15 protein-coding genes are annotated in these 13,149 nt (G+C 70.2%); 1 reads left to right on the top strand and 14 read right to left on the bottom strand.

Annotated elements, in window-relative coordinates; genetic code table 11:
- Nucleotides 1-52: 52 nt before the first annotated feature.
- The 12 genes from AB1634_03440 to AB1634_03385 form a co-directional block, all read right to left on the bottom strand.
- Nucleotides 53-940, bottom strand: coding sequence for an OB-fold nucleic acid binding domain-containing protein (locus tag AB1634_03440; GenBank protein ID MEW6218571.1), 888 nt, complete (start codon nucleotides 938-940; stop codon nucleotides 53-55).
- A 276-nt stretch (nucleotides 941-1,216) separates the two neighbouring features.
- Nucleotides 1,217-2,371: a pyruvate carboxyltransferase gene (locus AB1634_03435; GenBank protein ID MEW6218570.1), complete on the bottom strand. Its 1,155-nt coding sequence runs from the start codon at nucleotides 2,369-2,371 to the stop codon at nucleotides 1,217-1,219.
- A gap of 158 nt (nucleotides 2,372-2,529) precedes the next feature.
- A complete protein-coding gene (locus AB1634_03430; GenBank protein ID MEW6218569.1) occupies nucleotides 2,530-3,381 on the bottom strand; it encodes a UbiA-like polyprenyltransferase in 852 nt (283 codons plus the stop codon).
- Nucleotides 3,371-3,952, bottom strand: coding sequence for a UbiX family flavin prenyltransferase (locus tag AB1634_03425; protein ID MEW6218568.1), 582 nt, complete (start codon nucleotides 3,950-3,952; stop codon nucleotides 3,371-3,373). The genes AB1634_03430 and AB1634_03425 overlap by 11 nt, the downstream gene beginning before the upstream one ends.
- Nucleotides 3,949-4,671: a ubiquinone/menaquinone biosynthesis methyltransferase gene (locus AB1634_03420; protein MEW6218567.1), complete on the bottom strand. Its 723-nt coding sequence runs from the start codon at nucleotides 4,669-4,671 to the stop codon at nucleotides 3,949-3,951. The genes AB1634_03425 and AB1634_03420 overlap by 4 nt, the downstream gene beginning before the upstream one ends.
- Nucleotides 4,668-5,531: a menaquinone biosynthesis protein gene (locus AB1634_03415; GenBank protein MEW6218566.1), complete on the bottom strand. Its 864-nt coding sequence runs from the start codon at nucleotides 5,529-5,531 to the stop codon at nucleotides 4,668-4,670. The genes AB1634_03420 and AB1634_03415 overlap by 4 nt, the downstream gene beginning before the upstream one ends.
- The gene (locus AB1634_03410; GenBank protein ID MEW6218565.1) at nucleotides 5,513-6,769 is read right to left on the bottom strand and encodes an amidohydrolase family protein; all 1,257 of its coding nucleotides are present in this window, start codon (nucleotides 6,767-6,769) and stop codon (nucleotides 5,513-5,515) included. Before AB1634_03410 ends, AB1634_03415 begins: the two co-directional genes overlap by 19 nt.
- A 22-nt stretch (nucleotides 6,770-6,791) precedes the next feature.
- Nucleotides 6,792-7,877, bottom strand: a complete 1,086-nt coding sequence (mqnC, locus tag AB1634_03405; GenBank protein ID MEW6218564.1) for a cyclic dehypoxanthinyl futalosine synthase — start codon at nucleotides 7,875-7,877, stop codon at nucleotides 6,792-6,794.
- Nucleotides 7,874-9,013, bottom strand: coding sequence for an aminofutalosine synthase MqnE (gene mqnE, locus AB1634_03400; GenBank protein MEW6218563.1), 1,140 nt, complete (start codon nucleotides 9,011-9,013; stop codon nucleotides 7,874-7,876). Before mqnE ends, mqnC begins: the two co-directional genes overlap by 4 nt.
- An 11-nt stretch (nucleotides 9,014-9,024) precedes the next feature.
- Nucleotides 9,025-9,744, bottom strand: a complete 720-nt coding sequence (locus tag AB1634_03395) for a TetR/AcrR family transcriptional regulator (GenBank protein MEW6218562.1) — start codon at nucleotides 9,742-9,744, stop codon at nucleotides 9,025-9,027.
- Between the two features lie 79 nt (nucleotides 9,745-9,823).
- A complete protein-coding gene (locus tag AB1634_03390) occupies nucleotides 9,824-10,315 on the bottom strand; it encodes an 8-oxo-dGTP diphosphatase (protein MEW6218561.1) in 492 nt (163 codons plus the stop codon).
- 2 nt (nucleotides 10,316-10,317) lie between these two features.
- Nucleotides 10,318-10,923 carry an HD domain-containing protein gene (locus tag AB1634_03385; protein MEW6218560.1) on the bottom strand — a complete coding sequence of 202 codons (606 nt, stop codon included), beginning with the start codon at nucleotides 10,921-10,923 and terminating at the stop codon, nucleotides 10,318-10,320.
- Nucleotides 10,924-11,109: 186 nt separating this feature from the next.
- Here AB1634_03385 and AB1634_03380 point away from each other — a divergent pair, with 186 nt between their 5' ends.
- Nucleotides 11,110-11,952 carry a phospholipase D-like domain-containing protein gene (locus AB1634_03380; protein MEW6218559.1) on the top strand — a complete coding sequence of 281 codons (843 nt, stop codon included), beginning with the start codon at nucleotides 11,110-11,112 and terminating at the stop codon, nucleotides 11,950-11,952.
- Between the two features lie 18 nt (nucleotides 11,953-11,970).
- On the opposite strand, the gene AB1634_03375 is transcribed toward AB1634_03380, so the two are convergent.
- Together AB1634_03375 and AB1634_03370 are read right to left on the bottom strand one after the other, a co-directional pair.
- Nucleotides 11,971-12,468, bottom strand: a complete 498-nt coding sequence (locus AB1634_03375; protein ID MEW6218558.1) for a zinc ribbon domain-containing protein — start codon at nucleotides 12,466-12,468, stop codon at nucleotides 11,971-11,973.
- A 43-nt stretch (nucleotides 12,469-12,511) separates the two neighbouring features.
- Nucleotides 12,512-13,149: type I DNA topoisomerase (locus tag AB1634_03370; protein MEW6218557.1), on the bottom strand; the 638-nt coding region annotated here is incomplete at its 5' end.

Raw genomic sequence — 13,149 nt, 5'->3', positions numbered from 1 at the left:
CTCTGCCTCCGGTTGTGTGGCACCGGCGTGCCGGAGGCTCTCCCGGCCACGCTTACTCCTTGGTGACCTTGACGTCCTCGACGATCACCTGGTAGTTGTAGCCGGAGCCGAAATCCTTGTTGGCCTCCAGGACGCCGGAGGCGAGGACAACGTCGCCGACATTGGGTGCCTCCTGGGAGGTGACCACCAGATCGTGGGTATTCGCCACCGGATCACCGGTTCCGTCCTGGAGGTGGATCCAGTTCTTGCCCATGATGTTCCGGGACACCTTGGTCACCTTGCCCCGCACCTGCACCTCCTTGCCCGAAAGCTCACCGGCGCGGGCAAAGAGATCGGCAACACTGTGGCCGTTGGGCCCAGGGGCCTTCTCCACCCGGACATCGGCAAAGGGCACCACCGCCTTGCCGCTGCCCGGCGGCATGGCCTGGGCAGGGCCGCCGGCTCCGCCCTCGGCCTTGAGGGCGTCGGCAAACGAGCCGGCCTCACCGCCCGGGGCAGCCGCGCCAGGGGCCGGGGCGCTGCCGCCCATGGCCGGGGGCATGCCGCCCGGCATCCCGGCCGGTGCCTTGCCGACGATACCCGAGGAGAACACCACCTCCTCGAAGACCCGGCCCAGGGCCTTGCTTTCAAAATTGCGCATGATGAGGCCGTCCTGGAAGGACACCTCCTCGCCCAGGGTCACCTGCACCATGGGCACGGCCACCCACTTCTTCTCCTGACCACTGTCCACCAGCAGATAGGTGTAGCCGCTGGCATTCATGGTCTCGGCCACCTTGCCGGCAAAGGCCCAGCTGGTGGCGGTCTCGCCGGCCGGCGCGCCGGAGGAGGACGCCGGGGCGCTGCCAGTGGCCGGTGCCTGGGCCGGCGGCTCGCCCTCCTTGCTGCACCCCGCCACTGCCAGTATCGCCGCCATCGCCAACAACAAGCTCTGCTTCTTCATCGAGCCCTCTCCTGTACCCCAAGGGTAGTGTCTGAGCTGAGCAATCCGGCTGCAGCTCCGGCTGGAGCCCCGGCCGCCAACGAGCAAGCCCCGCCGCCGCGCCGCCCTGCAGGCAGCACCCATGACCGGCCGGGGCCAAAAGTCTCGGCCCTACAGAATAAAGGATCTCCGATAGCGGGACAACCGAATTTTGCAGGGAATGGCGGTGCTTGACCGGCTGCGCAAGCGCTCTGCCGCCCTCGTTTCCGGCAGACCAATCCGAGGTGGCGCCGGCGCTCAGCCCGGTCGCGGGCAGGGCTCCCCGGTCCCGCACCGGGCCTCGTGCGGTCCGGTTTGGCCGGCTGCGGCCAACAGCTCGGCGTCAGAAAGCGGGCGATGCAGGTGGCCGGCCAGCCGGCGCAGGGCGCCGGTGAGGGATGCCAGCTCCGGATTCGCCACCGGCCGCCCCAGGCGGGAAAGGGCGGCCGCCACCGCCCGCCGGCCGGCCTTGGCGCCCAGCAGCAGCCGGCGCTGGCCGCCCACCCGTTCGGGAGGAAACGGTTCGTAGGTGGCGGGATCAGCGTACAGTCCCTGGAGATGGAGGCCCGTCTCACAGGCGAAGACCCGCTCTCCCACCACAGGATGGGCCGGCGGGATGGCGCTGCCGGCCGCGGCAGCCACGGTGCGGCACAGCGGCGCCAGGGCCGCCAGGTCGTAAGCCCGCCCCCAGTGCAGGGCGGCAAAGGCCGCCACCTCCTCCAGGCGGGCGAGTCCGGCCCGCTCCCCCAGCCCCAGCACGGTGACATCGGCCCAGGCCGCCCCGGCCTCCAGGGCCGCCACGGCGTTGGCGGTGGCCATCCCGAAGTCGTTGTGGGTGTGGACCGCCAGCTGGCAGGGCACAGCCGCCAGCCGCCGGATGAGACCGGCGATCCGGGCCGGGCTGGCTACACCCACCGTGTCGGCCAGCCGTAGCCGCTGGACGCCCAACGTGGCCGCCCGCTCAGCCACCGCCAGCAGGAAGGGCTCGTCCGCCCGGGTGGCATCCTCCAGGCCCAAGGCCAGGATCTGGCCCCCAGAGCGGCGCGCCTCGGCCACCGCCTCCTCCAGGGCCGCCACGGCCCACTCCCGGGAACGGCCCAGGCGGGTGACCAGATGCCGATCCGAAACCGGCAGGGACAGGGCCAGGACGTCGGGCCCCAGGGCGGCGGCCTGGCGGATGTCGGCCTTCAGGCACCGGCACCACAAGGCGAGTCTGGTCGCTGGTGACCTCCGCCGGGCATGGGCCAGGAGGGGGGCCAGCCGCTCGGCCTGGGCAGCCGCCCAGCCCAGCTCGATCTCCTCGACCCCCACCGCGACCAGGCCATCGACCATCGCCCTCGCCGCGGCCAGGTCAAACGATACCCCGACGGTCTGGGCCCCTTCCCGCAAGGTGGTGTCGATCAGTCCGTGCATGATCTATCCTCCCGCAACCAGCAGAGCCTGGGACATGAATCGCTGGACAGGAAGGCTTGCAGGTTCGATGCCCGGCTTCTGGGGCGGGCGAAGGGGGAGGTGACCGCCAGGAATGAAGCCTTTCCGACGCCAAGGTCGCCTCCCGGACAGGAAAGCCGTCACACGACCAGGGCCAGCCAGGTGGCCACGAACAGGGTCAGGCTGATGGCGCCGTTCAAGGTGAAAAAGGAGAGCTGGATGCGGGACAGGTCCCGGGGGTTGACCACGATGTGCTGGTAGAAAAGGGCCGCAGCGGTAGCGGCGATGCCCAGGTAATAGAAGGCGTTGAGGCCGGCCACCAGGCCGGTGCTGACGAAGAGGGCGAAGGCGATGACGTGGAAGAGCACCGCCAGCTGGAAGGCCCGGCGGCGGCCGAAACGGGCCGGCAGGCTGCAAAGCCCGCGACTGCGGTCGAAGTCGGCGTCCAGGCAGGCGTAGACGGTATCGAAGCCGGCCACCCAGAAAAGCACCCCCAGGGAAAGCACAGCCGGAAAGCCGGCCAGACTGCCGGTCACCGCTATCCAGCCGCCCAGGGGCGACAGACTCAGGGCAATGCCCAGGACCACGTGGCACAGCCAGGTGAAGCGCTTGGTATAGGAGTAGCCCAAAACAAAGGCCATCATCACCGGCGACACCAGGAGAGTCAGGGGATTGAGCCGGTGGCAGGCCAGGAAGAAGAGGCTGCCGGCGACGACCACCATGAGCCAGGCCTCCCAGGGCCGCACCGCGCCGGAGGCCAGGGCCCGATTGGCGGTGCGCGGGTTGTCCCGGTCGAAGGGCAGGTCAACGATGCGGTTGAAGCCCATGGCAGCGGTGCGGGCGCCCACCATGGCCAGGAGCACCCAGCCGGCGATCCGGCTGTCCGGCACACCCCGGGCGGCCAGAAAGGCGCCCATGAAGGCAAAAGGCAGGGCAAAGACCGTGTGCTCGAACTTGATCATCTCAAGAAGGGTCCGGATCTTATTCACCATTGTCGACACCTCGCCACCGCGCCAGGTCCGGAATCGGGAAACCGGCCAGCTCGCACAGCCGGCCGGCGAAGTAGCCTGCCATCTCGTCCAGGGAGGCAGGCCGATGGTAGAAGGCGGGCATGGCCGGGCAGATGATGGCGCCGGCATCATGGGCCGCCAGCATGTTCGCAAGGTGGATGCGGCCCACCGGACTCTCCCGGACCGCCAGCACCAGGGGCCGCCGCTCCTTGAGCGTGACGTCAGCGGCCCGGTGGATGAGGTTCCGGGACAGGCCGCCGGCGATGGCCGCCAGGGTGCCCATGGAGCAGGGCACCACGATCATGGCCGCATAGCGGCTGGAGCCGCTGGCCGGCGCCGCCGCGAGATCCGTCACCCGGTGCCACACCGCCACTTCCGCCAGGGAAGCCGGCTCCCGATCCGTCTCCAGGGCCAGCACCTGGCGGCCGGCCTCGGAGACGATGCCGTGCACCTCGACGCCCAGCCGGGCCAACTGGGCCAGCACATGCAGGGCATAAAGGCTGCCGGAGGCGCCGGTGATGGCCACCAGCGCCCGCTGGCGCTCGTCCTTCATGGCCTCGCCTTGCGGCCGGAGTAGATGGTGACGATGCCCATGGTGAGGGGCCTGGCCTCGACGGCGACGAAGCCGGCCCGGGTCATCATGGCCAAAAGCTCGGCCGGCTCATAGAAGGCGGCGATGGAGGAGGCCAGATACTCGTAGGCCTCCCGGTCCCCGGAGACCGCCCCCGCCACCTTGGGCAGCACCCGGTTCAGGTAGAAGCGGTACAAGGGACCGAACCAGGAGGAGCTGGGCCGGGAGAACTCCAGGATCAGGAGGCGGCCGCCGGGCTTCAGCACCCGGTGCATCTCCGCCAGACCCCGCTCGGTGCGGGAGAGGTTGCGGACCCCGAAGGCCACGGTGATACCCCAGAAGGCGTCGCTCCTGGCCGGGATCTCCTCGCCGTCGCCACAGACCGGAAAGATCCGCCCCCGCCGGCCATCCGCCGGCAGCACCGCCCGGCCGGCCCGGAGCATGTCCTCGCAGAAATCGATGGCCACCACCCGGCGATCCCGGGCCTGGCGGGCCAGCTCCAGGGACAGGGGCAAGGTGCCGGCGCACAGATCCAGAACCGGCCCGGCAGGAAACTCGGCCAGGAGCCGGGTGGTGACGTACCGCCAGTAGCGGTCCACCTGCATGGAGAGGACCGAGTTCAGCAGATCATAGCGCTTGGCGATGGCCGCAAACTTCTCGCGGACAAAGGCCTTCTTCAGGGCCGGGCTGGGAACCGTCATGGGCAAAGACCGCAGGGCAAGGCCGGTGCCCGCTCCGGCACCGGCAGCTGCCCGCCGATGAGCTGCAGGGGCAAAGCCCGCGGGCTGGCCTCGCCCCTGCCGATGAGGATGGCGAAATACCGCTCCAGGGCCCGGATCTTGGCCGGGCCCAGGTCATACTCGATACCGGCCAGATAGCGCTGGCAGGCCTCCGGGGTCATGGGGATGCGGGGCGCCACCTTGCGGCCGATCTCGGCCAGCCGGGCACGGCCCTCGGCGGCGCAGCGACCAAGCTGCCGGTGCACTGCCAGCACCTCCCCGGGCCGATCCTGCCAGACTTGGCGCCGCACCACCCACAGGGCGAAGACAAAGGGCAGGCCGGTGTGCCGGCGCCAGACCTCGGCCAGGTCCAGCTGATGGGGCCAGGCCCCCGTTGCTGCCAGCTGCAGGGCCTGGTCGCCAATGGCCACCCGGCCGGCCGCCGGTGGCTCCGGCCCCGGCCCCGGCAGCACGAAGCGGGGCCGGACGCCCAGGAGCTCCTCGCACACCACTGCCGCCAGGCTGTTGGAGGTCTGGGACTGGGGCGACAGGAGCACGGTCTCCCCGGCCAGCTCCGACACCGGCCGTTGGCTCAGGAGAAAGACGCTGCCCACCGGCCCGGAGGCGCTGAGGGACAGATCGGCGAGGATGGCGTAGCCCTCGGGCCGCACCGCATACTCCTGGCTGGAGACGAGACCCAGATCCAGGTCGCCGGCCGCGAGCAGCTGACACAGGGCCCGGGGCGGCGCCTCGATGACTCGCCAGGCCGGCTCGTGCACCGACTCCCGCCAGACCTCACAGAGGGGGGCGGTGTTGATGAAGCTCACCATGCCGATCCGCAAGGTCGATCCTCCTCTGCCGGGCTGGGCAGCACCCACTGGCATGGCAACCCCTCCAGAGCGGTGGTGAGACGATTCTCCAGCTCGGCAGCCGTGGCGGCCTGACAGCTTACGGCCAGAAAGCGGTCACGCCGGCCCGGCGCCAGGCTGCCCCAGGAGCCGGCCTGGCCCAGGAGCCGGGCGCCGTTTTCCGTGGCCATGGCCAGGACCTGCGCCGGGGTCACCCCGGGATGATCCTGGCGCAGGAGCGCCATCTCGCGCCACAGACAAAGCCGGTCGTTGCTGGCCAGGCTGTCGGTGCCCAGGGCCGGGGCCAGCCCGGCAGCCAACATGGCGGCCAGCCTGGGCTTGCCCACCCCCAGCCGCCGGTTCGAGCCCGGACACAGGCAGATGCCGGCCCGGCGCTGGGCCAGGAGATCGATCTCCCGGCCGGTCAGCTGCACCCCATGCACACAGATGGTGCCCCGGTCCAAGAGGTCCAGGCGGTCGAGATACTCCGCCCCGCCGCAGCCCGGGGCCACAAAGGAGCCGTCCCAGAAGCCCCGCTCAGCCAGGAAATCCTGCATCGGCCCCCGGCCGGTGGCCAGGAGCTCCACCTCCTCCGGGGACTCGGCCAGGTGGATGGAGAAGGGGTGCCCCAGCCGGCGGCTGCGCTCCTTCACCAGCACCAGCAGCTCGGCCGCTGTGGAGTATGGCGCGTGCGCTGTCACCGGCTGGCTGGCCGGAATGGTCGCCGCCAGGGCCTGGAGCGCTGCAGTCTTGCTCTGGCGGCCAAGACCGTACACCTCCAGGAGGAAGGGGCCTGCCCCGCCCTGCCCTTGCCACAGCCCGGCACTGGCCAGCGCGTTGCCGGTATCGAGGGCCAGCCCGATGCCCCGGGCCACCATCCCGCGGCCCGCCTCCTGGGCGAGACCGACCCAATCGGTCCCTTCCACCCCCACCTTGGCCCGGGCGGCCAAGAGGCCCCGGAGCCAGTGCACAAAGGTGGCGGCCGGCTGCGGGGCTCCCTGGCCCAGGGCCGTACACCCGGCCAGCTCCAGGTGGCCATGGGCATTGACCAGGCCGGGCATCAGCACCTGGTCCGGGTAGTCCCGCACCGGGCCGAAGAATCCCGCCGCCAGCTCCGCCCAGGGACCCACCGCCTGAATGCGGCCGCCGGCGGCCAGCACCGCGCCGTCGGCCAGAGGCGGCCGCACCACCGGCACCACCCAGGGCGCCCGGTGCAGGATCGGTCCAGCCATGGCCGTGGCAGGCGCCCTGCCCTCAGTTGGCCAGCCGGCGCTCGGCCTCGCCCAGCAGCTGGTAGTCCATGCGCCGCTGCCGTGGGACAAAGCCGGCGCCGGTCACCAGGCGCCGGATCTCGGCCTCGGACAGCCGGAAGGAGACGCCGGTGGCGGCCACCACGTTCTCCTCGATCATGGTGCTGCCAAAGTCGTTGGCCCCGAAAAACAGGGACAGCTGCGCCACCTGCGGCCCCTGGGTGACCCAGGAGGCCTGGAGGTTGGGAACATTGTCGAGCACGATCCGAGACAGGGCCAGGGTGCGCAGGTAATCCACGGCATTGGCGGCGCGGATGCCCGCCAGGGCGGTGTTGCGGGGCTGGAACGGCCAGGGGATGAAGGCGGTGAAGCCGCCGGTGCGGTCCTGAAGATCCCGGATCTTCAGCAGGTGCTCCAGCCGCTCGGCCCAGGTCTCGATGTGGCCGAACATCATGGTGGCGGTGGTGCGCAGGCCCAGGCCGTGGGCCTCTGCCATCACCGCCAGCCACTGGTCGGCCGTGCACTTGTCGGGGCTGATCTGGCTGCGCACCCGGTCCACCAGGATCTCGGCGCCGCCGCCGGGAATGGAGTCGAGGCCGGAGGCGATCAGCCGCGCCAGCACCTGCCGCACCGGCAGGCCGGACCGGGCCGCGAAGTGGCTGATCTCCGGCGGCGAAAAGCCGTGGATGTGGATGGGATGCTCGGCCTTGATGAAGCGGAGCATCCCTTCATAGAAGGGCAGGTCCAGGTCCGGATGGAGACCGCCCTGGAGCAGGATCTGGGTGCCGCCCAGGGCCAGGGTCTCGTCGATCTTCTGCCCCAGCTCGGCCCGGGACAGGACATAGCCCTCCCCCTTCTCCGGGGATTTGTAGAAGGCGCAGAACCGGCAGCCGGAGATGCAGACATCGGTGTAGTTGATGTTGCGGTCGATGACGTAGGTGACCAGCGGCTCCGGGTGCAGCCGCCGCCGCACCCGGTCGGCCAGCATGCCCAGCTGATAGAGATCCGCGTGCTCGGCCAGGGCCAGGGCATCGGCAGCGCCGATCCTCTCCCCTGCCGCCACCCGCTGACAGATGCTGCTCGCGCTCATGCCGCGACCTCGTAGCGCCGGATCGGGTTGTAGAGGGTGTCCCGCTCCACCGGGATGCGGCCGGCCTCCCGGATCAGGCCCAGGAGCTGCTCCCGGGTCATCGCCTGCTCGGTGTCGGCGCCGGCCATGTGGGTGATGATCTCCTCCTTCACCGTGCCGTCCACGTCGTCAGCACCGAAGGCCAGGGCCAGTTGGGCCAGCTTGGGGCCGATCATCACCCAGTAGGCCTTGATGTGGGGGAAGTTGTCGAGCAGGAGCCGGGCCACGGCGATGTTGCGCAGGTCCTCCAGGCCGCCCGCCCGGTGGACATTGGCCAGCTCGGTATTCTTGGGGTGGAAGGCCAGGGGGATGAAGGCAAGAAAGCCCTTCGTCTCGTCCTGGGCCTGCCGCAGCAGCTCCAGGTGCTCCACCCGCTCCTCGGGGGTCTCGATGTGGCCGTAGAGCATGGTGGCGTTGGAGTGGATGCCCAGCCGGTGGGCGGTCTTGGCCACCTCCAGCCAGGCCTCGCCGGAAAGCTTCTTGTCGCAGGTCAGCTGGCGGATCCGCGGGCTGAAGACCTCGGCACCGCCGCCCGGGATGGAGCCCAGGCCCGCGGCCCGCAGCTCGGTCAGGGTGTCGGCCACCGACTTGCCCGCCAGCCCGGCCAGATGGGCAATCTCGACGCAGGTGAAGGCCTGGATATGGACCTCCGGCCGCAGCTGCCTGATGCCGGACAGCAGCTCCAGATAGTAGCTGTAGGGCAGGTCGGGATGGATGCCGCCCACCATGTGGATCTCGCTGATGGACTCGGCCAGACGCTCCGTGACCTTGGCCAGCACCTCGTCCACCGTCATCTCGTAGGCCAGGGGCGAGGAGCGGTCCTTGCCAAAGGCGCAGAACTTGCACAGGTTGGTGCAGATGTTCGAGTAGTTGATGTGCTGGTTGACGATGAAGTAGGCGTCGGCGCCGTTCTTGGCCTCCCGCACCAGGTTGGCGAGATAGCCGACCGCCAGGATGCTGGGGTTGGCGTACAACCGCAGGCCATCCTGCCGGGAAAGCCGTTTCCCGGCCCGGACCTTGTCCAGGATGTCGGCCAGGCCCGCCTCGGCAATGAAGGCCTCGGGATCAGGGGGAACAGGGGCAAGGCTGGCCAGCATGGGGTCTCTCCTCACGACAGGGCGGCAAGGCAAGGGGCAGCCGCGGGCCGGTCCGCATCCCGGCCATCGCCGGCGGCCTCCCCCGTCTGCCAGGCCATGGAAAAGACGTCCAGGAGCTGCTGCACCCGGCTGGTCCAATCGGCGCCCTCAGGCCGGGAGAAGCTGACGCCCGGGCTGGGCGCCGCATAGCTCTGGAGGAAACGGTCGAAGACAGCGTCCAGGACAAAGGCCATGGCCTCGGGATCGAGCCGGGCCTCCAGCTGGCCAGCTGCCTGGGCTGCCGTGCACAGGGGCAGGAAGAAATCCCGCGAGAAGAGGCGAACCCGGGCCAGGAGCTGCTCCCGGTGGGGCAGATCGTCCTCGGAGACGATCCGCAGATACAGGCGGAAGAAGGCGGGGTGCTGGTCAATGAAGCGCATGCCGCAGAAGAGCGCCTCCCGGAGCGAGGAACGAAGCTCCTGCTCCGGCAGAGCGGCCAGGGCCGCGGTGAGGCTGCGCTTGACCTCCCGGGTCAGCTCTTCGAAGACAAAGAGGAACAGGGCCTCCTTGTTCGCAAAGTACTGGTAGACCGAGCCCTTGGCGATGCCGAGCCGCCGCACCACGGCGTTGAGGCTGGCCTTGGCATACCCCTTGGCCGCGAACTCCTCAGCCGCCTCCGCCAGGATGCGGCCGCGCTTGTCCGCCGGCAGGTTCCAGAAGGTGTCGGTGGGCTTGGTGAGCGGGCTTTCCATATGACCAGGCGGTCATATAGCCGGAAATCGGCGCCCGTGCAAGCCTTTTTTGCGCGCTCGCGGACGGCCTTGCGGCCGCTCACAGCCGCTGGCACTGCCAGGTCACCGGCTGGCCGCCGGCGTACGGCATATAGCCGTGGAAGATGCGGGGGTCGTCGTCGAAGACCAGGGGCAGGAAGAAGCGGTCGCCGGGCCACATGGGCAGCTCCGGCAGGCGGGCCAGGGGCACCCACTCCAGGGACCCCTCCTCGTTACGGGCAAAAGGGGTGCCGGAGAAGCGGTCGATGCGGAAGATGAAGCCCAGCCAGTCCTCGGCGGCCGGGCCGAAGCCGGTCCAGTTGATGGTGCCCCGCAGCACCAGGGCCTCAGCCACGATCCCGGCCTCCTCCAGGATCTCCCGCCGCATGCCGGACAGGACATCCTCGTCGGGCTTCAGCTTGCCCCCCAGGCCATTGTATTTATTGAAATGGGTGTCGCCTTTGCGGGCGTTGCGAAGGACCAGGAGGGTCTGGCGCCGGTCCGGGGAGAGGACGTAGCCCAGGGTGCCGACGATGGGGGTGTAGGCGGCCATGGTCAGCGGCCGGCCAGCAAGGGGCCGGAGGCCAGGATGCCGGCCCGGGCCAAACCGGGCAGGGGCTCGCGGTTGAGGTCGTTCAGGCGCTCCGGCGGGTAGGACAGCCGGCTGAAAATGGTCTCCTCCAGGGCAAAGGTGTGCTGGTTCATGCGGTCGAGCCGCTGGCGGATCTCCGGGGTCCGGCCGTAGCGGGCCATGAGATCCACGAAGCGGTCCGCCAGGGAGACCACCTCTTCGTGGCGGACCCTCTTGTCGGCGTAAAAGACCAGGGCCGCCTCGTTGGGATCCTCGCCGGGCTGCCAGTCGGTCAGGAGGATGTGCTGGCCCACCAGCCGCCCCACCTCCGGGTAGCCCAGCTTGGCCAGGAGGTCTTCCCCCCGGACGGCATGGTTGCCGCCGTCCTCCATGGCGATCATCTTGGCGATGTCATGGAGAAGGCCGCCCGCCTCCACCAGGTCGACGGAGAGCGCGACCCCGGCGGCAGCCAGGTCCGCGGCCAGCAGCACCCCGATCTGGGCCACCCGCTGGGAATGGGCCACCACGTGCGCCGGCACCCGGTAGCGGGCCAGAAGCTCCAGGCTCTCCACAGGATTGGGAATCGGCATGCCTGCTCCAGTAGCTTGATCGACGCAGCCGATGGTCAGGCCGGCGATTCCCCCTCGGACGGGTCCGGCGAGTCAGACCGGTCCGACCGGTCCGAGGAATTCGCCCGCCCCGGCACCAGCGCCCTTGCCGGGGCGGCTGCGATCAAGGACAATGAAGGCCGTTCCCTTCCAGGCCAGGAGAATGCCATGCCCAGCAGAACGCGCCCCGCTCCGTTCCCCGAGAGACAACCCAGCAGCTGGCCGCTGGCCGCCATGCTGCTGCTCCTCCTCTTGGTCCTGGCCCTGCTGCCGGCCGGCAGCCGCGCCGAGCCGGTGCCCCGTCTCGATCCCAACCGGGCAACCGCCGCCGAGCTGGAGAGCCTGCCCTTCATCGGTGCCGAGCGGGCCCAGGCCATCATCCGCTTCCGGCAGAGCCACGGCCCGATCCGAAGCGCCGAGCAGCTCCTGGCCGTGCCGGAGATCGGCCCCCAGACCCTGGAGGCCATCCGGCCCTACCTGCTGCTGGGGGACGAGGCCCCCAAGGTACCAGGGGCCAGCGTCTCTGTCCAGGCGGCCATCGGCACCCGACCGGGGGACATAGTCCTGCTGGCGGATGGCGACCTCCTGCCCGTCCTCCTGCAGGATCTGACGGCCGCCCGGACCAGCATCGAGATGGCCATGTTCCTGTTCAAGACCGGGGATGCGCCGGACAACCGGCCGCGGCAGGTGGCGGAGGCCCTCATCGCGGCCCAGCGGCGGGGGGTGACAGTGACGGTGTGCCTGGAGCGGTCGGAGCGGGACCAGGAGCTCGATGCCGCCAACCGGGCCACGGCCAGGCTGCTGCGGAAGAAAGGGGTGACGGTGCGGTTCGACCGGCCGGAGGTCACCACCCACGCCAAGGTGGTGGTGATCGACCGGCGGCTGGCGCTTCTGGGCAGCCACAACCTGACCCACGCCGCCCTGGGCGTGAACCGCGAGCTGTCGCTCCGGGTGGACAGCCCGGCGCTGGCGGCAGAGCTGGGCCGCTATGTGCAGGGCCTGGGGCTCTGACCGGTCCTCGGGCGCCGATCAGAGCTCGTAAAGGGTGTCGTCCCGCCGGGGCGCACTGCGGCTGACCGGAACGGCCCCGACCTTCTTGCCGCCCTCCAGCGCGAACGGCTCCTCGGACTCCAGAAGGTCCCCCATCTCCGCCTCCAGCTGGTCCGGATCCTCGCCGGCCTCCATCCGGCTCAGGGCCTCTTCCATGGCACTGCCGAGCCTGAGGCCAGTGCCGTCGCTGAAGCGGCGCATGAGGCGGGCCATCTGCCGGGGATCATCCTCACTGAGCCCCTCGGCCTCCCGGGCCAGCCCTTCGATGACCCGCTCCATCCGGCCCTCATCCACCGGCAGATCCGGGCCCTCGCCCTCCTCTTTGGCCCGACCGACCCGGGCGAACAGGGAGGGCCGGCGGCGCAGCCGCACGTTCCGGCAACGGGGACACCAGGGCTGGGTGGTGGTATCGATCCGGCGGGACAGAAAATTGAAGAGGGTGTTGCAGTCCTGGCAGTAGAATTCGTAGATGGGCATAACGATCCGTCCAGTTGACTCGTACGGTTGCGGGGGGGCCCGATCAGCTCTTCCGCCGTACCACCACCCGGCGCTTCTTGCCGCCTCCCCCGGAGCCGCTGACCCGCCGCACCAGACGTCGCACCTTGGCCGGTGCGGCCGCATCGGCCGACCCCGGCGCCAGCCCCGCTCCGGTCACCAGATCGAGACCGTCTTCCCCGGGCAGGGGCTGCTGGTAGCGGCAGCCGGCCCGGGGGCAGCGCAGCACCACCCGGCCGTCCACCGTGGCCTTTTCCACCAGGTACGGAGAGCCGCACAGCTGGCAAGGCTCACCGTGGGGCCGCGACCAGGCCATGAGGTCGCAGCTGCTCTGGGAGCAGACAAAGAAGGTGCGGCCGGCCGGGGTGCGCTTGCGGAGGATCTGACCGGTGCCGCACAACGGGCACGGCACCTCCTGTTCTTTCGCCTTCTCGAAGGACTGGGAATGGCGGCAGGCCGGAAAGCCGCTGCAGGACCAGAAGCGGCCGAAGCGGTCCTCCTTGAGGATCATGCTGCGGCCACACTCCGGGCAGTCCTTGGCCGGGATGGCCGGATCCTCCACGATCCGGGCTGCAGCCATACCGGGGCTGGCCAACCGTTGCGGCTCGGCGGCCGGCGCGTAGAAGACGGCCGCGGCCCGGCGCCTCGCCGGGGGGGCGGACG

This window comes from Thermodesulfobacteriota bacterium, from assembly GCA_040755095.1.
In the GTDB taxonomy this organism is placed as follows: domain Bacteria; phylum Desulfobacterota; class Desulfobulbia; order Desulfobulbales; family JBFMBH01; genus JBFMBH01.
This window is presented reverse-complemented; position numbering and strand designations above follow the sequence as displayed.